At 38.1% G+C, this 25179-nt stretch carries 23 protein-coding genes; 6 read left to right on the forward strand and 17 right to left on the reverse strand.

Annotation, left to right across the window (positions count from 1 at the left end; genetic code table 11):
* Position 1 precedes the first annotated feature (1 nt).
* Entirely contained in the window at positions 2-1255 is a 1254-nt protein-coding gene (gene hflX, locus D1953_RS06345; RefSeq protein ID WP_245979953.1) for a GTPase HflX, read from the reverse strand.
* Between the two features lie 201 nt (positions 1256-1456).
* Between hflX and D1953_RS06350 the strand changes: the two genes are divergently transcribed.
* On the forward strand, positions 1457-2065 hold the full coding sequence (locus tag D1953_RS06350; protein ID WP_119116330.1) for a trimeric intracellular cation channel family protein: 609 nt from the start codon (positions 1457-1459) through the stop codon (positions 2063-2065).
* Positions 2066-2276: 211 nt separating this feature from the next.
* On the opposite strand, the gene spoVK is transcribed toward D1953_RS06350, so the two are convergent.
* The 3 genes from spoVK to miaA form a co-directional block, all read right to left on the reverse strand.
* Positions 2277-3230: a stage V sporulation protein K gene (gene spoVK / locus D1953_RS06355; protein ID WP_119116331.1), complete on the reverse strand. Its 954-nt coding sequence runs from the start codon at positions 3228-3230 to the stop codon at positions 2277-2279.
* 417 nt (positions 3231-3647) lie between these two features.
* Positions 3648-3881 (reverse strand): RNA chaperone Hfq, encoded by a 234-nt coding sequence (gene hfq, locus D1953_RS06360; protein WP_119116332.1) that lies wholly within the window; start codon positions 3879-3881, stop codon positions 3648-3650.
* A gap of 23 nt (positions 3882-3904) precedes the next feature.
* Positions 3905-4870 carry a tRNA (adenosine(37)-N6)-dimethylallyltransferase MiaA gene (miaA, locus tag D1953_RS06365; RefSeq protein WP_119116333.1) on the reverse strand — a complete coding sequence of 322 codons (966 nt, stop codon included), beginning with the start codon at positions 4868-4870 and terminating at the stop codon, positions 3905-3907.
* 194 nt (positions 4871-5064) lie between these two features.
* Here miaA and D1953_RS06370 point away from each other — a divergent pair, with 194 nt between their 5' ends.
* Together D1953_RS06370 and D1953_RS22160 are read left to right on the forward strand one after the other, a co-directional pair.
* Positions 5065-5541, forward strand: coding sequence for a DUF421 domain-containing protein (locus tag D1953_RS06370; protein WP_119116334.1), 477 nt, complete (start codon positions 5065-5067; stop codon positions 5539-5541).
* A gap of 11 nt (positions 5542-5552) precedes the next feature.
* Complete coding sequence (locus D1953_RS22160; RefSeq protein WP_425454253.1) at positions 5553-5723, forward strand: YetF domain-containing protein; 171 nt, start codon at positions 5553-5555, stop codon at positions 5721-5723.
* Between the two features lie 177 nt (positions 5724-5900).
* On the opposite strand, the gene D1953_RS06375 is transcribed toward D1953_RS22160, so the two are convergent.
* From D1953_RS06375 to D1953_RS06390, 4 genes are all read right to left on the reverse strand, one after another.
* Positions 5901-7091: an FAD-dependent monooxygenase gene (locus D1953_RS06375; RefSeq protein WP_119116335.1), complete on the reverse strand. Its 1191-nt coding sequence runs from the start codon at positions 7089-7091 to the stop codon at positions 5901-5903.
* A gap of 129 nt (positions 7092-7220) precedes the next feature.
* Complete coding sequence (locus D1953_RS06380; RefSeq protein WP_119116336.1) at positions 7221-8333, reverse strand: cupin domain-containing protein; 1113 nt, start codon at positions 8331-8333, stop codon at positions 7221-7223.
* 23 nt (positions 8334-8356) lie between these two features.
* Positions 8357-8845 carry a DinB family protein gene (locus D1953_RS06385; RefSeq protein ID WP_182480526.1) on the reverse strand — a complete coding sequence of 163 codons (489 nt, stop codon included), beginning with the start codon at positions 8843-8845 and terminating at the stop codon, positions 8357-8359.
* Positions 8846-8849: 4 nt separating this feature from the next.
* Complete coding sequence (locus D1953_RS06390; protein ID WP_119116337.1) at positions 8850-9791, reverse strand: fumarylacetoacetate hydrolase family protein; 942 nt, start codon at positions 9789-9791, stop codon at positions 8850-8852.
* A 443-nt stretch (positions 9792-10234) separates the two neighbouring features.
* On the opposite strand from D1953_RS06390, the gene D1953_RS06395 reads away from it, so the two are divergent.
* Together D1953_RS06395 and D1953_RS06400 are read left to right on the forward strand one after the other, a co-directional pair.
* Entirely contained in the window at positions 10235-10993 is a 759-nt protein-coding gene (locus tag D1953_RS06395; protein WP_119116338.1) for an IclR family transcriptional regulator, read from the forward strand.
* A 289-nt stretch (positions 10994-11282) separates the two neighbouring features.
* The gene (locus tag D1953_RS06400) at positions 11283-12650 is read left to right on the forward strand and encodes an MFS transporter (protein WP_119116339.1); all 1368 of its coding nucleotides are present in this window, start codon (positions 11283-11285) and stop codon (positions 12648-12650) included.
* 151 nt (positions 12651-12801) lie between these two features.
* Here the strand turns inward: D1953_RS06400 and D1953_RS06405 are convergent, their stop codons facing one another.
* The 3 genes from D1953_RS06405 to D1953_RS06415 form a co-directional block, all read right to left on the reverse strand.
* Positions 12802-14460: a glycerol-3-phosphate dehydrogenase/oxidase gene (locus tag D1953_RS06405; protein WP_119116340.1), complete on the reverse strand. Its 1659-nt coding sequence runs from the start codon at positions 14458-14460 to the stop codon at positions 12802-12804.
* Between the two features lie 208 nt (positions 14461-14668).
* Positions 14669-16159 carry a glycerol kinase GlpK gene (gene glpK, locus D1953_RS06410; protein ID WP_119116341.1) on the reverse strand — a complete coding sequence of 497 codons (1491 nt, stop codon included), beginning with the start codon at positions 16157-16159 and terminating at the stop codon, positions 14669-14671.
* Between the two features lie 64 nt (positions 16160-16223).
* Positions 16224-16730, reverse strand: coding sequence for a DUF3189 family protein (locus tag D1953_RS06415; protein WP_119116662.1), 507 nt, complete (start codon positions 16728-16730; stop codon positions 16224-16226).
* Positions 16731-17074: 344 nt separating this feature from the next.
* Between D1953_RS06415 and D1953_RS06420 the strand changes: the two genes are divergently transcribed.
* The gene (locus D1953_RS06420) at positions 17075-18814 is read left to right on the forward strand and encodes a methyl-accepting chemotaxis protein (protein ID WP_119116342.1); all 1740 of its coding nucleotides are present in this window, start codon (positions 17075-17077) and stop codon (positions 18812-18814) included.
* Positions 18815-18896: 82 nt separating this feature from the next.
* On the opposite strand, the gene D1953_RS06425 is transcribed toward D1953_RS06420, so the two are convergent.
* From D1953_RS06425 to D1953_RS06450, 6 genes are all read right to left on the reverse strand, one after another.
* Positions 18897-19799: an NAD(P)/FAD-dependent oxidoreductase gene (locus D1953_RS06425; RefSeq protein ID WP_119116343.1), complete on the reverse strand. Its 903-nt coding sequence runs from the start codon at positions 19797-19799 to the stop codon at positions 18897-18899.
* 129 nt (positions 19800-19928) lie between these two features.
* A complete protein-coding gene (locus tag D1953_RS06430) occupies positions 19929-20579 on the reverse strand; it encodes a 3-oxoacid CoA-transferase subunit B (protein ID WP_119116344.1) in 651 nt (216 codons plus the stop codon).
* Between the two features lie 15 nt (positions 20580-20594).
* Positions 20595-21290, reverse strand: coding sequence for a CoA transferase subunit A (locus D1953_RS06435; RefSeq protein ID WP_119116345.1), 696 nt, complete (start codon positions 21288-21290; stop codon positions 20595-20597).
* A gap of 500 nt (positions 21291-21790) precedes the next feature.
* The gene (locus tag D1953_RS06440; protein WP_119116346.1) at positions 21791-23164 is read right to left on the reverse strand and encodes a sigma-54 interaction domain-containing protein; all 1374 of its coding nucleotides are present in this window, start codon (positions 23162-23164) and stop codon (positions 21791-21793) included.
* 72 nt (positions 23165-23236) lie between these two features.
* Positions 23237-24415 carry an acetyl-CoA C-acetyltransferase gene (locus D1953_RS06445; RefSeq protein WP_119116347.1) on the reverse strand — a complete coding sequence of 393 codons (1179 nt, stop codon included), beginning with the start codon at positions 24413-24415 and terminating at the stop codon, positions 23237-23239.
* Between the two features lie 171 nt (positions 24416-24586).
* A complete protein-coding gene (locus D1953_RS06450) occupies positions 24587-25021 on the reverse strand; it encodes a DMT family transporter (protein WP_119116348.1) in 435 nt (144 codons plus the stop codon).
* Between the last annotated feature and the right edge of the window lie 158 nt (positions 25022-25179).

Raw genomic sequence — 25179 nt, forward strand, 5'->3', positions numbered from 1 at the left:
TTTATATTGTAAATTTCTCTAGTAAGCCTCTAATTGGGTGATTGGTTAAACAAAAACCCCTACATTCATAACACTCACTTTCTTCATTAAAAACGAGCGTCCGTAATATTGTCTCATTCTTCAACTGCGCAAGTAATCTTCCTTCCGTAGAAGGCAGTGAAACGTGGTAGCTTGCCATCTCACTTATCACACTTTGCTCAATTGTCTCTAAAATTGTTTCCACATCTCCTTGATCATAGGCACTAATCAGCAAAGATTGGTCTTTTGATGTTGGCAAAAAGTCAGCATGCTTGCGATCCTTCTTATTATACAACGTAAGCATCGGAATGGAAGTAGCTTCTAAGTCTTGCAATAAATTTTCTACAGTTGTTTGATGATTAAAGTAATCCGGATTCGATGAATCAACCACGTGTAACAGTAAGTCGGCCTCTTTCACTTCTTCTAAGGTCGAACGGAAAGCCGCAATAAGAGAAGTAGGTAAATCCTGAATAAATCCAACCGTATCTGTCATTAACACCGTAAAGCCGCTTGGCAATATAGCTTTACGAGTAAGAGGATCAAGCGTAGCAAACAGCAAATTCTCTTCAAATGCAGCAGCTTCCGTTAATCGGTTAAATAATGTTGACTTTCCCGCATTTGTATACCCTACAAGCGCTATTTGAAACGCCTTATTTCGCTTACGCCGCTCTCTGTACCGGTCACGATGATCCGCGATTACTCGTAATTGACTCTTAATTTCATCAATTTTACCTCGAATATGACGACGATCGCTTTCAAGCTTCGTTTCCCCAGGTCCTCTCGTTCCGATTCCACCACCAAGCCTAGATAAAGCCGTTCCTTGGCCAACTAGACGGGGCAGCATATATTGCAGCTGAGCAAGCTCAACCTGCAGCTGACCTTCTCTTGAACGAGCACGCTGAGCGAAAATATCTAAAATCAATTGTGTTCGATCAATGATTCGCGCTTCCAACTGATTCGAAAGGTTACGAATCTGACTTGGAGATAATTCATCATTAAAAATAATTAAATCCGGCTCTAGTTCTGCTTCTAAATTTTGCAGCTCTTCAATCTTTCCTTTTCCTATGTATGTAGCTGGATGTATCCGCTCCCGTTTTTGAGTAACCGTCAGCAACACTTCACCATTTGCTGTATGAGTTAATGACGCAAGTTCCTCTAATGAATAATGAAAGCGGGCATCATCTTCCACTGTTTGACATCCAATTAAAATCGCCGTTTCTTTTTCAGCATTTTGCAAGTAGGGCACCATCCTTATCCAAAATCATTCAACTCATCATACCAAAAAAATAAATAAGATTAAAACTTTCATAAACTGAAATAGAGCATTTCCAAAAAGAAAAGAACATGATAGAATCAATTTTAGTTTGCGACAAGATTAATGAAACATCCTCACTGTTTATATATTTCAAATAAAATTTCACTTATAGAGGGAATCCATATGACCTGGGAATTTTTGAGCATAATTGGAACAATTGCTTTTTCTATTAGCGGGGCAATCATTGCTATGGAAGAAGAGTATGATTTATTGGGTGTATATATTTTAGGCATCGTAACCGCATTTGGCGGTGGAGCAATACGAAATTTATTAATTGGGGTCCCTCCTTCAACACTATGGGACCAAGGTACGTTCTTTACAATTGCTTTAATATCGATTACTATCGTATTCTTCTTTCCAAACAATTCATTAAAGCATTGGGACAAATGGGGAAATTTTACCGATGCAATCGGATTAGCCGCTTTTGCTATTCAAGGAGCACTATATGCGATTGAGCTCAATCTTCCAGTGAGCGCAGTTATTGTAGCAGCTGTTTTAACTGGCTGCGGAGGCGGAATTGTCCGCGATGTTCTCGCAGGACGTAAACCGCTCGTATTCCGTAAAGAAATCTATGCAGTTTGGGCAATTGTAGCAGGAATAATCCTAGGCCTAGAACTTGCCACAGATACATGGGAATTATATGCTCTCTTCATTATTATTACGGCATTACGTGTCCTTTCCTACACACGTAACTGGGAGTTGCCAAATAAAAAATTGCCTCAAAACATGTAAAAACGGCCTAAAGCCGTTTTTCAGGCTGTCGGGAAAGTCCCGACAGCCATTTTTATATTCATAGGAAATCCATATATTGTTTTTGAATCAGGAAATAACACAATATTTAGTGCGGAAACAACAGAAAGAAGATGGAGTTCAAACGAAAATTTAAAAATAAAAGGTTTCTCTACACTCTGAAAAACGGCCTAAAGCCGTTTTTTTTGTTCTCTTATTCATTTTGTTCGTTAAAAACAAAATCTTGACTTCGCAATGTCATTAAATCTACCTTATCATAACTATCCTCATGCAATAAGCGCATCGCTTGTACTCGAATCGCTTTTTCAATGACATTACGAATATAGCGACCGTTCGAAAAGGAAACAGGACCTTGCAATGAACGAAGTACAACTAAATGTTCGCGCAGCTTTCGCTCTGCATCGCGGCTAATAACATACTCTCGCTCTTCTAGCATCAAATCCGCTATCTCCATTAATTGATCGGTTGTATAATCAGGAAATTCAACAACAAGCGGAAATCGTGACAATAAACCAGGGTTTAAGCTAAGGAAATAATCCATTTCACGTGAATAACCCGCTAGAATCAAAATAAATTCATGCTGCTTATCTTCCATATGCTTCACAAGCGTATCAATCGCTTCTTTCCCAAAGTCTTTTTCTCCCCCGCGTCCTAACGAATACGCTTCATCAATAAACAAAATTCCCCCAAGTGCTTTCTTCACTAAATCTCGTGTTTTTTGAGCTGTATGACCAATATACTCACCAACTAAATCCGCACGTTCCGCTTCTATTAAATGTCCTTTTGTTAACACATTCATCTTATGAAATAATTTACCGATTAAGCGTGCAACCGTCGTTTTCCCTGTGCCAGGATTGCCCTTAAACATCATATGCAACGCTTGTCGCCCAGCCTTCAAACCACGCTCCTCACGCTTCTTATTAACATAAATCCATGCATAAATTTCTTTAATTAACTTTTTCATTTCTTCCATACCAACTAATGTTTCAAGCTCCGCCTCGATTTCTTTCAAAGCAATATGCTGATCAGAAAGGTTTCGATCATATAATTCCTTAATAGGCACATCCTTTTGTATCACATTTCTTTTTTCTCCATTAAAGACAATATTAATTTGCCCATTATTTTTCATTCGGATTGGTTGCTCCACATCATCACCTCACCATTCCCGACCCCTTATTCCTATATTTTAATTTATTAGGAAATCCACTTTTCTCAGCTAGCCTTCCGCCAAAAAATACGATGTAATCAGACAATCATTTTACTGAAAAACCCACGTTTCAACATAGTAACTATGTTTTCATCATTTCTTTTAAGGAAATGTCAGTTTCTGCGCTTTCCCAAGAAATAATCCACCTATCTATTATTCATCTATATTCAGAAAAGCGGGAAATCATTCTTTAGCAAATCGAAAAGGATTTAGAACAAACGTACAAGTGCTAAAGAAACAAAACACGGCAGTTACCGTCCTCCCTGGTCAGCACCTTAAAATCAATAGCCTCCTAAACCGGAGCCCCATATAATAAAAAAAACAGGCTTATGTATCGCCTGTTTTTCTCTCATCTATTTATTCTTTCACTTCATATTCAATTTGAACATTTCGTTGTGGAGCAAAAGTAGAAATCGCATGTTTAAATACTAATTGTTGCTTCCCTTCAGATTCAAATAGCACGGTAAAATTGTCAAAGCCTTTAATTTGCCCACGAATTTGAAAACCGTTTAATAAAAATACTGTCACATACGTATTGTCTTTTCTCAGCTGGTTTAAAAATTGGTCTTGAATATTTACCGATTGTTTCATCACTTTGTCCTCCTCTTTTCTCTCTACTTGTACTTATTCGCCTTTATCATGAGCTTTCCTGCAATAAATTCCGATATTTCATTGATTTTTTTTGGAAATTCGGCAATATTAGTCATATCAAACCAAGAAACATCCATTTTGTTGCGAAACCATGTAAGTTGACGTTTCGCATAACGGCGTGAATTCTGCTTCAACGCCCCAATTGCCTCTTCCTTACTCATTCGCCCTTCAAAATAGTCATACAGTTCTTTATAACCAATTGCTTGAATTGATTGACAATCTTTTAAGCCTTGTTCAAAAAAGCCTTGCACTTCCGAAACAAGCCCTTCTTCCACCATCATATCAACTCGATCGTTAATACGTGCATACAATAAATCCCGCTCCATCGTTAATCCGATAATACATGTGTCATATTTCATCTCAATCGGCTGTTCATTTAATTGCTCACTCATTGTATGCCCTGTGCAATGATAAATTTCAAGCGCACGAATCACACGCCTCACATTATTCGGATGAATACGCTCCGCACTTTCAGGATCAATCCTCTGCAGTTCCGCAAAAACAGTCTCTATTCCCGCCTCTTTCACTCGTTGTTCTAACTCCGCTCGATATAGCGGGTCGGATGGAGCTTCAGAGAATTGATAATCATAAATTACAGACTGTATGTATAATCCCGTTCCCCCCACTATAATAGGAAGCTTTCCTCGACTTTGAATATCTTCAATCATTACATTTGCTCTTTGTTGAAACTCAGCTGCACTAAACGGCTCATTCGGCTCTTTAATATCGAGCAAATAATGTGGAATACCTTCTTTTTCTTCCTCCTTTATTTTCGCTGTGCCAATATCCATTCCTTTGTATACTTGCATGGAATCACCACTTATAATCTCACCATTAAATCGTTTAGCTAATTCAATACTTAGCTTCGTCTTGCCCACAGCCGTTGGGCCAATAATAACAAGTAACTTTCCTTTTTGTTGTTCCAACATTCTTCACTGCCTTATATGATTTTTTCCTATCTTACCATAATTTCAGTAGAAGCTGTTAAACATCTAAACAGTATAGGTATCTCTCTACATTTTTATTCAAATAAAAATAGAAAAATAAATACATTTAAAAGTGCGAATGAAAGTGATTTCAACAACCAAAACTAATTTCTAGAAAAAAGAGGAGGAAAGATTAAATGGAAGAATTATTACACCCCATGCTGAGAACAGTTATTTCCTATATAATATTGCTTTTTGTTACTTACTTATTCGGAAAAAGAATGAATGCACAATTAAATTACCATAGCTTTGCTGTCGCTATTACAATCGGTTCATTCATCGCTAATATGGGGTTTGATACCAATCTTAAATTTTGGCCGGTACTTACTTCTTTTTTTATTTTAACGTTGGTTTTCTATCTTTCTTCTTATTTATCCTATCAAAATAAATTCTTATACAAATACTTATCCGGAGAACCCACTGCTATTATCGAAAAGGGAAAAATAAATGAGGTCAATATGAAAAAAGCAAAGTATGGCCTGTACGATTTACACCAACAATTAAGAGAAAACGGAGTATTCCAAATAGAAGAAATTGACACGGCCTATCTTGAAGTAAGTGGTAAGCTTTCTATTCAAATAAAAGAGCAATACAAGCCTGCAAACAATACATAGATCAGCTAAATATGAAACGACCGGTCGAATTAATCATAGACGGAAAGATATTAAAAGAAAATTTAACTTCTACATACAATCAAGAATGGCTGCACATGCAATGCCAATCTAGAAATATCAGCATCGAACAAGTTTCTTATGCCGTTGTAGGAACAAATGGTGTATTTTATACCTTACCTTAATTGGTCTAGCCAAGAAATCACTTTCACCGAAAATAAGTTCATATTTTATACGCCTATATATAAACCCAAATTAATTTTTTGGCATCACCCCATCTAGTTGGTGAAACGATTGGGGACTCACTCCGTAAAACAAGGAGAAAGCCCTCATGTATTGTGAGGGCTTTTTCTACAAATCTATTATTGTGTTACTAGACTTCTTTTATGACCGTATAACCAATCTGTATAGCTAAAATCATTTGCTGGACGTTTTGTAAAAATATCGTTACGAAGGGCAATTGTAATTGGATCTATAGCATGAATGATTTCTCCCCATTGACGTGCCGTTGTTTGAACACGTGCAGTGCGCGGAATACGTTCTTCTTGGAACTCTTTGAAAGCGGCTTCAAAATTATCACCATGAGCTGCTAATACGTCAGCTAATTTTGCAGCATCTTCTAACGCTTGAACGCCACCTTGAGCCAAGTATTGTAACATTGGGTGAGCAGCGTCTCCCATAAGTGTTATATTCCCTTTTGTCCAGTTATCAATTGGCAGACGATCATACATTGGCCAACGGATTTGTTTATTAATGAATGAAAGAGCTTTCTCGACTTTTGAATGACAGCCTTCAAATACTTGCGCCATTTCTTCTGGAGTTCCCCACTCAACAGATTCAGATGTATAAGTTGGGCTTTTAAATACAACGACTTGATTATATAATTCTCCACGGCGTACTGGGTATTGAACTACATGAAGATTTGGACCAATCCACATAATTACATCGTCCATTTCAGCATCTTCAGAAATTTCTTCGATTGGAATCGTACCGCGATAAGCAACATATGCAGAGTTTACCATATCATCTTGAGCGAATAATTTACGTACATTCGATTTAATTCCATCTGCCCCAATAACTGCCTTACCCTTAATTTTCTCATCATGTTGGTTTATAAGGAAGACCCCATCTTCATTTTCTTCTGCAGCAGTAATTGTCGTATTCGTATGAAGCGAGATTAAAGGATTACTTTCACATGCCTCTAACAGCGATCTGTGTAAATCAGAACGGTGCAATACCATATATGGGAAGCCATATCTCTCTTTAAACTCATCTCCTAGGTCTAAAGCCGTTAGTTCTTCTCCCGTAAAAGCATCTTTTAACACAAGTCGTTTTGGAAATACAGCAAATTCAGCAATGCGATCTGCTACTCCAAGACGAGTTAAAACGGCCATTGCGTTCGGAGCCATTTGAATTCCCGCGCCAACTTCCCCGAATTGTGGTGCTTGTTCAAAAACGGATGAAGCGTGACCAGCTTGTGCTGCAGCAAGAGCTGTTGCTAATCCACCAATTCCGCCACCAGCGATTAAGATTGTGTTTTCTGTGTTTGTCATGGAAATTCCTCCCGGTTTCTCTTAATTTAGTTTTAAAGAAGTAATAAGTGATTAACAAAGGGCAGCCTAAGAAGCATATAATCTGCCTATCTCTTAAGCTGCTTATTACTGCGATAATCTTTTTTACTTTTATGGTAATAATGGTTTAAACTCAGAAGTCACTTCTTGCTGACCGTTGTTTCGTTCATACGCTTCTTGTTTTTCAATATCAAACTTTTCCATAATTGGAAGATCATTCGTTGTGAAGAAATACGTATCTTCTTCTGCAACATGTTCTACCCAAGCCCAGTTTGGAACGCAGAAGAAATCTCCTTCTTCCCAATCGAAGCGAACGCCGTTAATAATACTGTAGCCCGAACCTTTATACACTTGATGAATCGAAGCACTCGTATGCCGCTGCGCTTTTGTGCGGAAACCTTTCGGAAATTTCTGAATCCAAGCAGCAATCGTTGGGTTCGCTGTTTTACCTGTAGAAGGATTAATAAATTCTACCGCATATCCTTCGAATGGATCCGGCTCAAACTGACTTAATGATTCAATCGCCTTATACGTATGCTCCCATTTATACGAACCTAGCGGCGCTACCGAAGGATTACGATCAGAAACAGGACGCAGCATACCTGCTGCATAACGTTGTGAACCAAAGTTATCCGGTACTTTCGGCTGTTCAATTCTTTCTGGGTAATTCTCAAAGAATGTACCACCCAATGCATAAATTGTTGGAATGTCTAAAATATCTGTCCAAATCATCGGTTTTGTGCCTTCATGACCATGACCATGCCATAAATTTTTTGGCGTAATGAGGAAATCTCCTTCTTCCATGAAAATTCTTTCCCCTTGGACGATACTGTATGCGCCTTCCCCTTTCGTAATAAAGCGAAGGGCATTTTGAGAGTGACGATGAGAAGGAGCTACTTCTCCTGGTTGTAACAATTGAACGGCTGCATACAGCGTTTGTGTCGTAGAAGCCCATCCCCAAGGTTGACGATAATCAAGACCTGGATTTTGCAAATAAATTGCCCGTCGTTCTCCACCGCGTTCCGGAGTAAAAATTTGAGCAGCTTCTAGTAATTTTTTCTCAAGCAGGCTGCCTTTCCAAAGATAAGCTTGTGCATGAGGCTCTGGAGATTTATGCATTAATGCTGGAATTGCTTCCCATAATGGTCCAAGATTATATTGACGAATATCAGTCGTAAAATCTTGTACAATTTTACTCTTCATAAACTCAGTTACTTCTGCCATGTTCCGAACCCCCTACTAGATTATTAATTTAATTTTGATAAATTGCGTTGAATTTGACCTTCATGTTTGTTCACATGCTGATCAATTAAATGATCAATAATAAATGAGAGTGGTTTCGTACCAAAATTAGGATTTCTGCTTGGTGCTTCAGTAGCAAGCTGCTCCGCTGTCAAGTTCCCAATACCTGATTCTACTTTTTGTTTAACCCCTTCTAGCGCTTGTAACAGCTCCGCAACACTTATCGCATCCACTATTGTAGAACTTACCGCTTGCAGTCGCCCTTCATGTAAATGATTTCTTCCCCATTCTTGACCAGGAGATTGAACAAGCTGTTCAATCTCTTCTACCCAATACGGTAATGCTTCGACGATATGAGCGACAATTTGCATAATAGACCATTCTTCCTCTGTTGGATTCCAACGAATCGTTTCTTCCGATAACCCTTTCACCGTTTTGATAATACGATCAATCGATTCATTAACAGATGTAACTGCATTTTGTGTCACTGTCATTCTATTACTCTCCTTTTACGGCACGTACTGTATTTTCTAATACACCCACTTTTTCGATTTCGACGCGAACGACATCTCCATCTTTCAGCCATACTTGCGGTTCCATTGCTTGAATAACACCACCAGGAGTTCCTGTAATAACGATATCACCAGGCTCTAATGTAGCAATTGTAGATAAGAATGATACTAGATGTTTAACAGAGAATACTTGGTTCGCAGTATTGGTACGTTGACGCTCTTCACCGTTTACAGTTAAAACCATTTCTAGTGTTTGTGGATCTGGTAGCTCATCTGAAGTAACCATCCAAGGTCCCATCGGTAAGCTGCCATCTACCGTTTTTCCTTGTAACCACTGAAGGGTACGACGTTGGAAGTCACGATACGTTACGTCATTAGCTACCGCATAACCAGCTACATAATCAAGCGCTTCTTCTTCTGAAACATTTTTTGCACGTTTACCGATGACAAATGCAAATTCCGCTTCATAGTCTAATTGTTCTGAAATTGGATGAAATGGAATATCATCTTGCGGGCCAACAAGTGTGTTCGCAAATTTAGCGAATACAACAGGATATTTTGGGATTTCACGCCCCATTTCAAGAATATGTTCACGATAGTTATGACCTACGGCAAAGATTTTTCCTGGTTTTGGAACAGGCGCTTCCACTTTTACTTCGCTCAGAGCATGAACTAGTTTTGAACCATCCACTACTCTATTCGTTAAAGCAAAGTCGATTGCTCCTTTCGCAAGCTCCATGCTTTCTTTTCCACCTTGTAAAAATTCTGTCATCTCAGATGGAACGAATGCATTTGCAATTTCTTGTGCACGTATTTTCCCCTCTGCTTCTAAAGATTTTTTATAAGCAAGATGTAAATCGACAACTTCCTCATTCACGATAGCTCCAATTGTTGTAATACCTTCACGGTTAAATGTTATAAGTTTCATACATATGCTCCTTTGTCTATACAATTGTATTTTGAGTTTTCCATTCCTGTAAGCGGATTCATTTCAATCACTTCTTAGAAGATATTTCGCTTGAATAATATAGACATTCTTAGACTTATATCTTCAAAGTTACTTAGCAACAGGATTTTTGTACTTCTTTTCATTAATGTGAACAGGCTAACTTGTGAGCTATAAAAGAAAGTAGATGTTCCTTTGAACTTTTTCACTTTAAGTTAACTTTGTTCACTATTTATAAATAAAATTTAATCCATTCCACAGCAAATGTCAATAATATTTTTTTCTGAAAATTTACTTACTTTAGAATAAACTTTGGGATTCTATATAGAAACCTTTGTACAAAGCTTCACAGTTTGTTCTAAGAACACTTTGTCAATAAAGAAGTGTTTCTGTTATACTAATAAAAAATAATAGGAGAAATTAAAATGGAGAAAGAAAAAAATCCAGCTATGATTGGTTCGCTTCAAATAGGTTTGGGAATAGTTGATATCATTGCTTCCCAGGAACACCCTATGAAGTTTACTGAAATTCAAGAAAAATCCAACATCACAAAAAGTAATCTATATAAATATTTGAACACTCTTACACACTTAGAGTTACTATATAGAGACAAACAACACGGTACCTATACACTGGGTTCTAAAATTATTTCCTATGGAATGGCTGCTATCGGTCAACAAGATCTTGTTACTAAAGTGACTCCTTTCCTACAAGAAATAAGTAGATTTACTTCTTTAACGGCTCTATTAGCTGTATGGACACATAGCGGTCCTGTAATCGCTAACATCTGGAGCGCTAATAACGGCTTAAACATCGGTGCACAAATTGGGACGCACCTCCCTATCCTATCGTCGTCAGGAAAAGTTTTTGCTGCTTTTCATGAACCTTTACTCATTGAGGAATGGAAAAATACTGAAATGCAAAACTGGTCTGTAGAGGACAAACAATTATTCGAGGAAGAAACAAAAGGTATTAAAAAAAGGCAAATTTCCTTTGCTAAAGAGCCACTCGTTCCTTATATATCTTCAGCATCTGTTCCATTATTTAACTATAATAATGATTTACTAGGCTGTTTGACACTTGTTGGATTTTCACCGCTTGTCCCTCAAACATCTGAAGATGAATACGGTCAATATTTACTCAATACCTCTAAGGAAGTATCTGGTATATTTGGATATAAGTAATTTGTTTTAGAAGCATCCATTTAAAAAATGGCATGCTTCTTTTTTTGTGAATTTTCATGATACTTTTTAATAGCAATGTTGTTATAATACACTTTTTACAAGTTTCCTATTTCACAATCTTTTATTTTTTTACAATTTTGTGAATTTCGAGTTGAAAAATTTAAAAACCGCCTATATAATCACTATAAAGAAACATTGTTTCCTATAAGCGTATTTTATTCTGTTAGAAACCTATTTTCACAAATTTGAAAGCGCTTTATTGATACTGCAACACAAAGGGGGAAATTATTTGTCTAATTTAAACACAAACCATATCATTGAAAACAGCAAATTTAACCGCTTTCACGCCATGATACTCTTTTGGGGGACATTCATTATCATTTTAGATGGTTATGATCTTGCCGTTTATGGAGCTGTACTGCCCGTTCTGATTGAAGATTGGGGATTATCGAATGTTGAAGCTGGCGCCATGGGAAGTTATGGATTAATTGGTGTTATGATTGGGGCTTTTTTCTTCGGTCCTCTCGCTGACCGAGTTGGCAGGAAAAATGTTATCCTTATTTGTTTTGTCCTATTTAGTCTATTCACTGGACTATGCGGTACAGCTGATTCACCTACCACTTTTTCTACCTATCGATTTATTGCAGGACTCGGGCTTGGCGGGATTATGCCAAATGTAATTGCTTTAATGACAGACTACTCCCCTAAATCGATGCGTAGTTTAACTGTATCGATTATACTTTGCGGCTATTCCGTTGGGGGAATGCTGGCTCCTGCACTTTCAATCTATCTCATCCCAAGCTACGGATGGGAAATCGTCTATATGATTACTGCTGCACCTCTTATTCTTTTACCTTTCATATGGAAGCATCTTCCTGATGCAACTGTTTTCTTAGCTGCAAAGGGACGTACAAAAGAATTACGCCAGATTATGAATAAAATCAACCCTGCCGGTAACTATACGGAAAAGGATCACTTTGAAAAAATAGATATAAAACAACAAGCAGGCATTCCTGTTATTCAACTATTTAAAAATAACCGTGCTCTTAGTACAAGTATGTTTTGGATTGCATACTTCATGTGCTTATTAGTCGTTTATGGATTAAGCACATGGCTCCCAAAATTAATGATGCAAGCAGGCTATGGCTTAAATTCAAGTCTTTCGTTCTTAATCATTATGCACGCTGGAACAATTGTTGGGACACTTATAATAGCTAAACTTGCTGATCGATATGGTTCTAAAAAAATGCTTGTTCCAATGTACACAATCGGTGCGATTTGCTTATTTCTGATGAGCTTTAAAAGCGACCTATGGGTGATTTGTCTTCTTGTCGCTATTACTGGAGCTTGTACAGTAGGCGCACAAAATATCGCCAATGCCTATGTTTCTCAATATTATCCACCATTTTTACGTTCAACTGCCTTAGGGGTTGCTTCCGGCATAGGAAGAATAGGCGCCATTCTCGGACCAACTATTGGCGGAATCTTACTTACGATGAATTTACCGATTCAAATTAATTTCCTTGCCTTTGCTATACCTGGTGTCATCGCTTCTATCGCTTTCTTCTTCATCCCTGTGAAACATGCCTATGATTATACAGAAAAAACGGAAGATTCAGATATAAAAGAATCAGATACTAATTCTAAAGTCATTTAAAAAAATCAACAATACTGACCAATCAGAGTCAGTATTGTTAACTTCGCATTACATCTTAATTTAGATAACAGAATTAAAAAGGAATACAGCGATTTCTAGATTCAGCACTTATCAACGGTTAATGAAAGTGCTGACACTTTTGTTCTTTCTGTCATACATCACTTACATGGGTTGCATTCCATATCTCTTGCTCCAATTCCTCCTTATACTTCGATATTTCTCTTTCACTCCAACCGAACACATCGCACATATATCGACTAACTGCTTCCTTCCATCTATATACCCAATCTATTTGAAATAAAAGGGCACTTGTTCGTCGTACAAAGAAATCAACAGGTGTTACAACATATTCTTCTTGTATCCCGTAAACTAATCTAGCGAATACTTCAGGAGTGAACTGATATTTTTCTATATCGTTTTTGCCATCTTTAATAATTTGATAAATCTTCGAAATATTAGACCCATATAATCTTGTGAGGTATCTTGCTTCACGTTCTGTTAGACCTAGCTTTATCCCTTCTTTTGTATACTTAGAAATGTAGGCTTCAAAATAATGAGAGCCGCCTACGTCTCCTCCCGATATAGGAAGCTTTCTCGTGACACACTTGCCAAATAATTTGTATTGTTCATCTTTGAATTGTCTCGTAAGCAGATTGACAATCATTTCTGCCATTTTGCGATATCCTGTTAATTTTCCACCAGCAATCGTAATAAGGCCAGATTTCGAAACCCAAATTTCATCTTTTCGTGAAATTTCCGAAGGGCCTTTTCCTTCTTCATGAATGAGCGGGCGAATACCGGCCCAGCTTGATTCAATATCTTGGGCACTTAAGGTTAGTTTTGGAAATATGAAATGAATCGCCTTTAATATATACATCCGATCTTCCTCAGTAATGAGCGGCCGAATAGGATCTTTATCATAAAAAGTATCGGTTGTTCCCACATATACTTTTCCCTCTCTCGGAATCGCAAATACCATTCTGCCGTCTTCTGTATCAAAATAAATGGCTTGCTTTAAAGGAAAGCGTGACTGATCAATGACAACATGGACTCCTTTTGTCAATTTCAGTGTTTTCCCTTCGTTTGATCCATCTTTTTCTCTTAATGAATCGACCCAGGCTCCAGTTGCATTGACTACTTTTTTAGCTCGAATATCATAACGATTTCCTGTCTGAATATCCTCAACAACAACCCCTGCTACCTTCCTATCCTCATATAGAAAATCTATGACTTTCGTATAATTTAGCAAATCTGCACCCAACTCAGCTGCTCGTTTAATCACTTCAATCGTTAACCGTGCATCATCCGTCCGATATTCAACATAATAACCGCCCCCTTGTAAACCTTGCTCTTTAAGTAGAGGCTCTTGCTTTACCATCTGTTCCTTAGATAGCATCCTTCTTCGCTCTTGTTTCTTAACAGCAGCAAGAAAGTCATAGGCCTTTAACCCAACGGAGATACTACGTGGTCCGAGCTCCCCATCCTTATACACTGGAAGCAACATCCATTCTGGTTTCGTGACGTGCGGACCATTTTCATAAACAATTGCTCGTTCTTTACCCACTTCCGCCACCAGCTTAACTTCCCCTTGCTTTAAATAACGTAAGCCGCCATGAATGAGCTTGGTGGAACGACTAGAAGTACCGGCAGCAAAATCTTGCATCTCAAAAAGACCAACCTCCATCCCTCGGGTCACAGCATCCAAAGCAATGCCCGCACCCGTAATTCCCCCTCCAATGATTAATAGATCATATTGCTTTTCACTCATTTTCTGTAACAATTGCAATCGGTTCATATATGTTTGGGTCATTATTTCCCCTCCAATTATGAAAAAGACCACCAGATCACTCAATAGGTGTCTATGTGGCCCTCTTTTCAACAGCATGATGAATCGGAACTATCATACCATTATATATATTAAATGTTAAATATTGTTTTATCAATTCATTAAACAATATGAATCATCCAATGATTTTATTTAATTTTCAATTTCAAATTAACGATATTCTATAAACCTATCATTTAAACATCATCGCAGCATGGACCGCTTTTTTCCATCCTTCATACAGTTGCTTTCGCTGTTCTTCATCCATAGTTGCACTAAATTCCCGGTCTAGTCTCCATTTCTTCCTAATATCGGCTTGACTTTCCCAAAACCCTATCGCCATTCCCGCTAAATAAGCTGCACCTAATGCTGTCGTTTCATTAATCACTGGTCTATCAACCGGAACACCTAATAAATCGCTTTGAAAACCCATTAAGAAATCGTTCTTTACTGCTCCTCCATCTACTCGAAGCTTTTTCAAAGAAATACCAGAATCCGCTTCCATTGCGCTTAATACATCTTTCGTTTGATAAGCTAGAGATTCTAAAGTCGCTCGAATAAAATGCTCCTTTGACGTTCCGCGGGTCAAACCGAATACAGCACCGCGCACATCACTGTCCCAATAAGGTGTACCTAATCCAACAAAAGCAGGAACAACATATACGCCATCAGTCGATTGTACTTTCTTTGCATACGCTTCACTATCCTTCGCCTCTTTGAACATCCTTAATCCGTCACGAAGCCACTGAATAGCAGATCCAGCTACAAAAATACTGCCTTCTAACGCATATTCAACTTTCCCGTTAATTCCCCAAGCAATCGTCGTTAACAAACCATGTTGTGATTTTACCGCTCTCTCACCAGTATTCATTAACATAAAGCATCCCGTACCATACGTGTTTTTCGCCATTCCATCCTCAAAACATGCCTGACCGAAGAGAGCTGCTTGCTGGTCACCAGCCGCCCCCGCAATCGGAATATTATGTCCAAAGAAATGATGGCTGACCGTATGAGCATACACTTCTGAAGAGGGTCTCACTTCAGGAAGCATGGAAGCCGGAATGGTTAAAATCTTAAGCAATTCATCGTCCCAGTTCAAATCATAAATATTGTACATCAATGTTCGTGATGCATTTGAATAATCGGTTACATGAGCTTTCCCGCCAGATAGCTTCCAAATGAGCCATGTATCAATTGTTCCAAATAATAGCTCACCCTTCTCCGCTTTTTCCCTAGCCCCCTCCACATGATCCAAAATCCACTTCACTTTCGTTCCGGAAAAATACGCATCAATCAGCAAACCTGTTTTATCCCGAATGACCTTCTCATATCCCTGATCTTTTAATTGTTGACAAATATCCTGCGTTTGCCGCGACTGCCAAACAATCGCATGATAAATAGGCGTTCCTGTCTGTTTATCCCAAACGACCGTCGTTTCACGCTGGTTCGTAATTCCGATTCCAGCAATTTGCGCGGGGGTAATGCCAGACTCCGCTAAAGCGCTTGCAATAACAGCTAATACACTCCCCAAAATTTCACTAGCATTATGTTCCACCCAGCCTGGCTTTGGGAAATACTGCGTAAACTCCCTTTGGGACATATGAACAATATCACCAGCACGATTAAACAAAAGCGCTCGCGAACTCGTTGTTCCTTGATCTATTGAAAGAATATACTGCTCCATTCTTCTCTCCCCCTTATGAAAAATTATACAACAATGAATCCAATTCACTTCATAAAAAGATATTCTATGTAAAGCTTTTATTCTCTAATACTGTCACCTCTGTATGTGTAGATGCTCCTACTTCTTTTGTATATTGGACTAGACGAAGGATATCATGACAGCATTGTTTAGCCCCTAGTACTAATAAAGGAACACCAATGAAATCAATTTTTAACCGTCTAGAGAATAGCCCTCCCATTGTCATAGCGAATGGAACAGTCGGAGAAGTATTTGAGAAAATAACTTTTTCTTCCTCCCGAAAATGATTTTGCAACATTATACTTAAATTTTTTAAAGCTGGAACAACAAGCTTTGAATTTTTTCTTCCTATTGTATAAACAGAATGTCCCTCATCATCTATTCCATGAAAAATAAGCCTTCCCATATCAGCAGGTGTTAATTGATTAAAGTAATCCACCTGCAAAATCTCTTCTTTCGTAAGCTTTCGGTCGGTAGGCAACTTTTTCAAATGATAAGCTGCCGCTAGAGCCGTACTATGTGTTCCCGCAAAATCATCATAAATATAAATCATGATGTCACCTTTCTTCATTAATATTTATATTTATTATTAACGAACACTCCTATGCTATCCAGCATGCAAAATAAAGCAAAACTCTACTTAGAGAGATCCTTAATCTGCATTTAGCAAGAAAGCAGCAGAACCCAAATCACCTGTACATATTTAACATTTAGGCTTCGCTAAAAGGTGTGCGAGACTAGGGCCTCACATAAAAAATCAAAAACGCCCCATAACAAAACCAACATTTATTTAATATTTTTTGGCAAATTCCGAAATTACCCATTAACAATAGTTCAAAAGTGCCGATATTAAATAAAGAACTTTTTTATTTAAAACTTCACGAAGGAGCACGTATTATGAGGAAAAAACCCACATCTATTCGGACAAAATTAATTATGTTATGCGTAATCATTTTGATTGTTCCGACGACCATTCTAGGTATAAGTACTTATGTCAGTTCAAAAAAACAGCTAAATGAAGCTGGACAAGATCAACTAAAGCGAAGCACCGAAATGGTCCTTGGAATGATTAGCCTATTAAACCAAGAAGTTCAGGCTAAAAATATGACATTAGAAGAAGCGCAAGAAAAACTTCGTGTGGAATTATACGGTGAAAAAGGCGCCGATAATACACGCACATTGAAAGAAGAATACACCTTCGGAAAAGAAGGCTATATCTATGCATCCGATGACGAAGCTACACTTGTCATGCACCCATTTACAGAAGGTCAAAACATTTATGATTCGAAATCAGAAGATGGCGTCATGGTAGGTCAAGAAACCGTTGCTATAGGGAAAGAAGGCGGTTTTCTTTACTATAAATGGTTAAACGAATCGAAAAATAAAACGGAAGACAAAGTCTCTTATGTAGAACGCGACCCTTACTGGGGATGGACGATTGCTTCAACCGCCTATCTTTCAGAATTCAATAGCAGCGCTTCTGAAATTGCTAACATTGTCTTAATTGTGGCCGCGATCGCAATTGTTCTCGGTAGTATTGTCGCTTACTATTTCTCTGTACGTTTTACAAAACCTATTATTCAAATTAGCGGTGAATTAAATCGTGCAGCTGAAGGTGATTTTTCAGGTGAAGATATAAAAGTAACGACAAAAGATGAAATTGGCTCCTTAACAGAAGATTTTAATAAAATGAGAGCGAACACAAAAGTACTACTAGCCCATGTTAACAATTCTACCGAGCACGTTGCGGCCTCTTCAGAACAATTGTCTGCGAGTGCAGAAGAAACAAGCAAAGCAACAGAAGAAATTACACATGCAATTCAATTGATTGCAACGGGTGCGGAAGATAGCACGAATAGCTTACAAGAAAGCTCACAATCTTTAGATGAAGTAACGATTGGTATTCAAAATTTAGCTGAAAACTCTGCGACTATTTCGGAAGCAGGAACAATGATTGCTGAGAAAGCACAGCAAGGAAATGTCTATGTTGAACAAACGGTAAAACAAATCAACTCGATTAACAACAAAGTAAACGAAAGCGGCCAAGTGCTGCAATTGCTCGATTCAAGTTCAAATGAAATCGGTGAAATTTCTAAAGTCATTACTGATATTGCTGATCAAACAAATCTATTAGCATTAAATGCTGCTATCGAAGCTGCACGTGCTGGCGAACACGGAAAAGGGTTTGCTGTTGTCGCAGAGGAAGTACGTAAACTCGCTGAACAATCGCAAAATTCTTCACATCAAATTTCTGATCTAATTAAGGATATTCAACTGAATATGGCTCGTTCAACAGAATCGATGAACCAAGTAAAAGTTGAAGTTCAAGACGGACTGGAAATCGTCAGCAAAACAGAAGTAAGCTTCCAAGAAATTGTCACTGCGATGGAACAGATGAAACAGCAATTAACCGATATGGCTGCAACCGTACAGCAAATGTCGGCTGGTGCCCAAGAAGTTTCAGCTACTGTTACAAATAATACCCATACAATGAAAGAAGCATCTTACCAATCTCAGCAAGTAGCTGCAACGACGGAAGAACAGTTGGCCGCTATGCAAGAAGTTACGCATTCTGCTAATTCTTTATCTAAGCTTGCTGTAGAATTACAAGAAATCGTTAATAAATTTAAAATATAAGTAGAGTCATTTATTATACTAATCAATTCATGATAAGAAAAAAGTCCCTAAGGAAGTACATCCTAGGGATTTTTTTCTTGCATTACTGTTCCAGTAATCTTTTATGAATCCAAATTGCTGCTTGAGAGCCATCGCCCATTGCAATGGTTACTTGCTCAGAGTGTGCTGCTAAATCGCCGCCTGCCCACACACCCTTTATATTCGTTTCTTTTGTACGTGGGTTAAGTAATACATGTTTATTTTCGGTCAACTCAATACCTACGGCTTCGGCCAGTTCATAGTTAATTTTATTTCCACCAAACCCGATAAAACCACGTTCCGCCTCCACAACTTCACCGTTCTTTAGCAAGACCCCAGCAAAATGCTGTTTTTCATCCAATATAATTTTTTCAATTTGTTCATGAATAATTTTAATACGATGCTTTTCTAACTCATCAAGCTTAGTTATGTCAATCGCCGACTGATTATGATTAATATAAATAATATCATTTGACCAGTAAGCCAATGTAACCGCCATATCAGCTCCTGTATTCCCAGCACCTAATACTACCGTTTTTTTACCTGAAACTTCATACCCATCGCAATCGGGACATACATATATATCAGTACCAAGGCAGGTTACTAAATTCTCCAATTTAGGAAAGTGGTCGACAAGACCTGTTGCCAAAAAAATCGTTTTTGCTTCGAATGTGGCATGCTGCTCTGTTTCTAAATAAAAATGATCGCTTTCTTTTTTTAACGTGGTTACTACATCATGTAAAAACTGAACTCCATATTTCTCTGCATGCAACTTGCCTAGCTTCCTGATTTCTTGTCCACTTACACCGTCCGGCCAACCTAAAATATTATGGTAACACCTGCATATTGTTGATCTGCCTTGATTCGAATCAATCACTAGGACATCATGTTTATACCTTCCTAACTGAATCGCCGCCTGCAAACCTGCAATTCCACCACCGATTATCACACAATCCACTTGCTTCAAAAAACATCACCGCCACTTTACTATTTACAAATATCCATAGTTTGTTTCTTATATGTAGCTATTATTCGTTTAACAAGAACAAAAAAGAGAAGCCACATACCGCGGCTTCCCCTTTTATAATAATGAAAATTAACTGTTAATCTTCAATGACTCACTTACAATAAAATCAGCTTCCGTTTTTTCTTGTACTTCTTCTAACGTAACACCTTCTTGTAATTCCACTAATTCCATTTTACCGTTAGTAAATTGGAACACAGCAAGTTCCGTAATTAAACATTGCACAACACCTTGACCTGTTAAAGGAAGCGTACACGTTTTCTTAACCTTAGATTCACCGTGTTTATTAACATGGTCCATAATGACAACGATTCGTTTAGCTCCTTGCACTAAATCCATCGCGCCCCCCATTCCTTTTACTAACTTCCCTGGAATCATCCAGTTTGCTAAATCACCATTTTGTGAAACTTCCATTCCACCAAGAATGGCTAAATCAATATGTCCGCCTCGAATCATCGCAAAGGATTCAGCACTATCAAAAAATGAAGCACCTAATCTCGCTGTTACGGTTTCTTTCCCTGCATTAATTAAATCTGGATCAACTTCCGACTCCTTCGGATATGCACCGATACCAAGTAATCCATTTTCCGATTGAAGCATAACATTGAAATCATCCGGTATCATATTAGCAATTAAAGTTGGCATACCAATTCCTAGGTTAACGCACATTCCATCTTGTATTTCTTTAACCGCACGTTTTAAAATTGCATTTCGATTTGTCATTATCGCTTCTCTCCTTTATGCATTAGCTGTCGTAAGCTTTTCGATTCGTTTTTCATAATTTTCCCCTACAAAAACTTTTTGAACATACACGCCTGGTGTATGAATTTCATCTGGATCAAGTTCACCTATTTCAACTAACTCTTCTACTTCAGCAATTGTAATCTTTCCAGCTGTCGCTACGACTGGATTAAAATTTCGTGCTGTTTTTCGAAAGACAAGATTGCCAAAAGGATCTGCCTTCCATGCTTTAACAAATGCGAAATCACCTACGATTCCTTGTTCCATGATATAGGTCTTTCCATCAAACTCCTTATGCTCTTTTCCCTTTGCTACCTCAGTCCCAACCCCTGTTGCTGTATAAAAAGCCGGAATCCCTGCTCCCCCTGCTCTTAAACGCTCCGCCAGTGTACCTTGGGGAATTAACTCCACCTCAAGTTCACCACTTAAAAATTGCTGTTCAAACAATTTGTTTTCTCCCACATACGAAGCCATCATTTTTTTAATTTGTTTATTTTCTAATAATAAACCTAAACCGCAATCGTCAATCCCACAGTTATTACTAACGATTGTCAAGTCTTTAACCCCTTGATCACGTAAACTAAGAATCAGCTTTTCCGGAATTCCACATAACCCAAAACCGCCAACAACAATCGTTGCTCCATCCTGAATCTGTTTAATTGCATCGTCTAATGATGATATAACTTTCCCCATTTTTCCATCTCCTCTTATACTATTAATCTTTGGATCAATTGAAACTAAAAATAGTGTGTATATAGCAAATCTCTAACAGCAACCAAAATGATATGGCCATACACCATCGAAGCAATTGTATGTAAAACTTCTAAACTTATACGAGGTTTTTGCATATTCTGAAAAACACATATGTTTATCTGCCTTTTTACAGATTTTTTTACAAAAACCTACCATATTCTTCATCTTATATATAATTATGCAAAATTTATACTATTTTTGTCAAATAATTCTAGTTGTTTACTTGAAAAATTTTCTAAAGTTGTTCATTTTTAAGACAATATTCTCTAAATTTCTTCCATACTGTACAGATTTCCCTACACAAAATACGCTATTTTACTTCCATTGTACGAAATATCTAACACATCTGTCTTTTCACTTATAAACTATGCCTTACCGGTGATATTCTCTTGATAAATAACCAATAAAAAAGTTCCCTCTTACTCAAGAGGAAACCTTTTCTAAGGTAGTAAGCCATATTTATTCATTTTTTCATACAGTGTTGTGCGGCTAATCCCCAATTGTTTGGCTGCTTCCGATTTATTTCCTTGTGTAAGTCGTAAACAGGCTATAATCGTCATTCGCTCTGTTTCTTCCATCACTTGAGCCAGCGGATGAACCGTAATGGTCTCTTGAACCCCTGTTATTTCTTCGGGTAAATGTTCAGCTGTAATCATTTCTCCCTCTTCTACAATATTTAACGCACGTTCAATCACGTTTTCTAACTCCCGTATGTTTCCTGGCCAATAATAGGAAGAAAGGAAGCGCAGCGTTTCATCATCTATACCTTGAATAGATTTGTTCATGATACATTGATATTTTTCAACAAAATATCTTACTAAAATATTAATATCCTCTTTTCGCTCTTTTAACGAAGGTATGGTCAGTTCCATTACCTTTAGCCGATAATACAAATCAAGTCGAAATTCACCTTTTTCAACCATTTCGGCTAAATTTCGATTAGTCGCAGCAATGACCCTTACATCAACCGAGATACTCCTTGGAGATCCAATACGCTCAATCTCCTTTTCTTGTAAAACCCGTAATAATTTCACCTGCATATGCATCGGTAATTCACCGATTTCATCAAGAAAAATAGTCCCACCATCTGCAGCTTCAAATTTCCCTGCTTTCCCACCTTTTTTAGCACCGGAAAATGAACCGTCTTCATAGCCAAACAGCTCTGATTCTATAAGCTCTGTCGGGATAGCAGCACAATTCACTTTCACAAAAACCCCCATAGAACGCCGGCTTTCATTATGAATAGAGTGGGCAAACAGCTCCTTTCCTGTACCGCTTTCCCCTAGGAGCAATACATTGGAATCACTTTTTGCTACTCGTTTCGCCTGCTGTTTTACTTCCAAAAACACCTCGCTTTCACCAATCAATCCATCAAATGTATAAGAAGCTGTATTGCCTTCACGAAACGCTCCTTTATACTTTTTCAGTTCCTTTTCAAGAGATTGGATTCGTTTGGACAAGGCTGTGAATTCTCCTACATTTTTAAATAAAATTTTCCCGACAGCCCCTACACTTTTTCCTTTCTTCAATATTGGTAATCTAGTTGCAATAATATAATTTTCTTTAATTCTTTGTAACGCCGCTGTCTCTGGCTTCCCTGTTTTAGCCACTATGTGCATTCGGGTATTTTCAATGACTTCTGTTACATGCTTTCCTACTGCACTTTCCCGATTGACACCAAGAAAATCAGCATACGCTTGAGTTAGTATTTGAACATATCCCTCTGAATCGACTATGACGAAGCCGTCGTAGGCGTACTCTAAAATATCTTCCCACTCAATTTCCGAAACTTTCTGATTTTTAATAATAGTCATCTTCACTCTCCTTACCCCATGTCACCTTACAAATTATAACACGGAATAAGAAAATTTGACCATATTAGACAATTAATGTCGTTCTATCACTAGAGCTGATCCTTGCCCGCCGCCAATACATAAAGATGCAAGCCCTCTTTTTGCTTGACTGCGCTTCATTTCATACAGCAATGTAACTAAAATTCGAGCGCCAGATGCACCGATTGGATGACCTAAAGCAATAGCCCCACCATTAACATTTACTTTACGCGGATCTAACTCCAGATCTTGAAGTACAGCAAGCGATTGGGCAGCAAATGCTTCATTCAATTCAACTACATCAATATCGTTCACTGTTAATCCTGCTTTTGTTAATGCTTTTTTCACTGCCGGTACTGGTGCATACCCCATAATAGCCGGATCAAGAGCCGCATTCGCATAAGATGTAATGGTTGCTAAAATATTAAGCCCTAGCTGCTCAGCTTTTTCTTTTGCCATCAGCACAAGCATCGCCCCGCCATCATTAATACCAGATGCATTCCCTGCTGTAACAGTTCCATTTTCTTTAAAAGCTGGGCGCAATTTAGCAAGCTGCTCTATTGTCGAACCATGTCGTGGATATTCATCTTGGTTAACCACAATAGTTTTGCCCTTCTTTTTGATTTCAACAGCAGCAATTTCAGCATCAAATCGACCAGCAAGCTGGGCCTTTTCCGCTTTTTGTTGACTAAGTAAAGCAAATTCATCCTGTCTTTCACGGCTAATTTCCCACTTTTCAGCAATATTCTCGGCTGTTATCCCCATATGATATTGATTAAAAGCGTCTGTTAAGCCATCGTAAATCATAGAATCAACTGCTTCTGCATGTCCTGCTCTCTGACCCCAGCGATAATTAGGAAGAAGATACGGGGCATTGCTCATACTCTCGATTCCCCCCGCAAGAATCACATCTGCATCACCGAGTGAAATAAACTGCGCCCCCATAATCACGGTTCGAAGGCCTGAACCGCATAGTTTGTTAACAGTTAAAGCAGGAGTCGTTTCCGGAATTCCAGCATGAATCGCCACCTGGCGTGCTACATTTTGTCCTAAACCAGCTGATAAAATATTACCTATCAAGACTTCATCAACCATATCAGCTTGTATATTCGCACGTTTAATAGCTTCCTTCGCAGCCACAACTCCTAATTCGACTGCTGATACTCCGGCTAGACTACCTCCAAACGTACCAATCGGTGTTCTTGCAGCTCCAACAATAACTACTTCTCTCATATGTTTCTCCTCTCTCTTTTTCATTCTTTCAAATCACATGTCGCAACCATTCTTTCTTCATTTAACAACACTACTTACTGATATATATTCAGCTTTTGTGTCATTGATTATATATGCAAGAATTGTGCCGACTTCAAAAGAATTTAAAAGAGGGACCTATTTAGAACACACCTACTTATGATTAAACAAGTATAATGAAGCAAACAACAAAGCAATCGCAGCCACTTTTTGTATATTAATTGGGATACGCTGCCCGCCAAATAGACCAAAATGATCGACAATTGCTCCAATAATGATTTGCCCGGCAACAATTCCAATAAGAGCAGGAGCCACACCTATTTTGGGGACAACCAAAACGGTTACAACAACAAAGAATGCTCCAAGTAAGCCGCCAATTAATTGCCACTTCGGAACATCTGTAACAGACAATAGATTTCCCTTCCCCCAGAATAAAACAATAAATAATAAAGCGATTGTTCCCACTCCAAAAGAGATTAATGAAGCTTCTAACACACCTACTTTTTTCCCTAATCCTCCGTTAATCTGACTCTGAATTGCTACAGCTGCTCCGCCAAGCAAAGCTAACAACGGAAATAATAAATTCACTACTAACTCTCCCTTATATCAAAATATTTGTATGTACCATCCTGATAATTGTATCATGAAACCATTTTTTGCAGACGACTTTTTAAAACGCCAATAAGCAGATATAACTTTTCGTAATTTACCAATCATTCATGTAGGATATACATAATTTTTTTCAG

The sequence above is a fragment of the Peribacillus asahii genome (assembly GCF_003570725.1).
GTDB lineage: Bacteria > Bacillota > Bacilli > Bacillales > DSM-1321 > Peribacillus > Peribacillus asahii.

What these genes read in the sequence shown, in the direction of transcription:
- D1953_RS06350 (WP_119116330.1), top strand. Translation starts at nt 1,457, where the DNA reads ATGACCTGGGAATTTTTGAGCATAATTGGAACAATTGCTTTTTCTATT.
- hfq (WP_119116332.1), bottom strand. Translation starts at nt 3,881, where the DNA reads ATGAAACAATCGGTAAATATTCAAGACCAATTTTTAAACCAGCTGAGA.
- miaA (WP_119116333.1), bottom strand. Translation starts at nt 4,870, where the DNA reads ATGTTGGAACAACAAAAAGGAAAGTTACTTGTTATTATTGGCCCAACG.
- D1953_RS06370 (WP_119116334.1), top strand. Translation starts at nt 5,065, where the DNA reads ATGGAAGAATTATTACACCCCATGCTGAGAACAGTTATTTCCTATATA.
- D1953_RS22160 (WP_425454253.1), top strand. Translation starts at nt 5,553, where the DNA reads ATGAAACGACCGGTCGAATTAATCATAGACGGAAAGATATTAAAAGAA.
- D1953_RS06375 (WP_119116335.1), bottom strand. Translation starts at nt 7,091, where the DNA reads ATGACAAACACAGAAAACACAATCTTAATCGCTGGTGGCGGAATTGGT.
- D1953_RS06380 (WP_119116336.1), bottom strand. Translation starts at nt 8,333, where the DNA reads ATGGCAGAAGTAACTGAGTTTATGAAGAGTAAAATTGTACAAGATTTT.
- D1953_RS06385 (WP_182480526.1), bottom strand. Translation starts at nt 8,845, where the DNA reads ATGACAGTGACACAAAATGCAGTTACATCTGTTAATGAATCGATTGAT.
- D1953_RS06390 (WP_119116337.1), bottom strand. Translation starts at nt 9,791, where the DNA reads ATGAAACTTATAACATTTAACCGTGAAGGTATTACAACAATTGGAGCT.
- D1953_RS06395 (WP_119116338.1), top strand. Translation starts at nt 10,235, where the DNA reads ATGGAGAAAGAAAAAAATCCAGCTATGATTGGTTCGCTTCAAATAGGT.
- D1953_RS06405 (WP_119116340.1), bottom strand. Translation starts at nt 14,460, where the DNA reads ATGACCCAAACATATATGAACCGATTGCAATTGTTACAGAAAATGAGT.
- glpK (WP_119116341.1), bottom strand. Translation starts at nt 16,159, where the DNA reads ATGGAGCAGTATATTCTTTCAATAGATCAAGGAACAACGAGTTCGCGA.
- D1953_RS06415 (WP_119116662.1), bottom strand. Translation starts at nt 16,730, where the DNA reads ATGATTTATATTTATGATGATTTTGCGGGAACACATAGTACGGCTCTA.
- D1953_RS06420 (WP_119116342.1), top strand. Translation starts at nt 17,075, where the DNA reads ATGAGGAAAAAACCCACATCTATTCGGACAAAATTAATTATGTTATGC.
- D1953_RS06430 (WP_119116344.1), bottom strand. Translation starts at nt 20,579, where the DNA reads ATGACAAATCGAAATGCAATTTTAAAACGTGCGGTTAAAGAAATACAA.
- D1953_RS06435 (WP_119116345.1), bottom strand. Translation starts at nt 21,290, where the DNA reads ATGGGGAAAGTTATATCATCATTAGACGATGCAATTAAACAGATTCAG.
- D1953_RS06440 (WP_119116346.1), bottom strand. Translation starts at nt 23,164, where the DNA reads ATGACTATTATTAAAAATCAGAAAGTTTCGGAAATTGAGTGGGAAGAT.
- D1953_RS06445 (WP_119116347.1), bottom strand. Translation starts at nt 24,415, where the DNA reads ATGAGAGAAGTAGTTATTGTTGGAGCTGCAAGAACACCGATTGGTACG.